At 28.4% G+C, this 838-nt stretch carries 2 protein-coding genes; both read left to right on the top strand.

Annotated elements, in window-relative coordinates; all coding sequences use genetic code 11:
* Positions 1-313 (top strand): sirohydrochlorin cobaltochelatase (locus G3997_RS09505; RefSeq protein ID WP_296645535.1); only part of this gene is annotated, 313 nt, incomplete at its 5' end.
* Positions 291-838 (top strand): hydroxymethylbilane synthase (gene hemC / locus G3997_RS09500; RefSeq protein WP_330616309.1); only part of this gene is annotated, 548 nt, incomplete at its 3' end. The genes G3997_RS09505 and hemC, both read left to right, overlap by 23 nt.

Genomic DNA, 838 nt, shown 5'->3' with positions numbered 1-838 from the left:
AAAAATTATAGAGGCTTGTGAGAAAAAAATAAGAGAAGGTTTAGAAGGATATGATTTTTTTAGABCATTCACTTCTAATACTATAATAAAAATATTAAAAAATAGAGATGGATTACATATAGAAAGTCCAATAGAAGTTTTAAATAGATTACATAAAGAAGGATATAAAGAGGTTATATTTCAAAGTTTACATATAATACGTGGAGAAGAATTCAATAAATTAAGAGAGCAAGTTGAAGAATATAATGATAAATTTGAAAAAATAATATTGGGTAGACCATTACTAAAACATAAAGAAGATTATAAAGACTAAAGGTGACTTAATACAAAATGTTAGTTTAGATAAGATAGGAGATAAGGGACTATTCGTAAAAGAAATAGAGCCTAATATGAATGTTATTACAGATGTATGTATGTGTGAATACACTAGTCATGGACATTGTGGGATTCTAACTGAGGATGRTTNTGGTGCTATACCTAAAAGAGAAGATGCTAGGGATGTTCTTGTATTAAAAAAAGGATATACATCAATAAATGATTTACCAAAAGGAGCAAAAATAGGGACAGGCAGTAAGAGAAGAAAGTTTCAATTATTAAAAATTAGACCTGATTTAGATATAGTTCCAATAAGAGGTAATATCGATTCTAGAATAAGAAAAATAGAAGATGAAAATTTAGATGGAATAGTACTAGCAGCAGCAGGAATATTAAGAGCAGGAATGAGTGAGCATATAAATTGCTATATTCCAACAGACATAATAGTACCAGCACCTGCACAAGGAGCACTTGCTATAGAAATAAGAGAAGGAGACTTAGAAATAGAAAATTTAATAAATTG

It is taken from the genome of Romboutsia sp. 13368, assembly GCF_018336475.1.
In the GTDB taxonomy this organism is placed as follows: domain Bacteria; phylum Bacillota; class Clostridia; order Peptostreptococcales; family Peptostreptococcaceae; genus Romboutsia.
The sequence above is the reverse complement of the archived record's forward strand: the minus strand, read 5'-3'. Positions and strand labels throughout refer to the sequence as shown.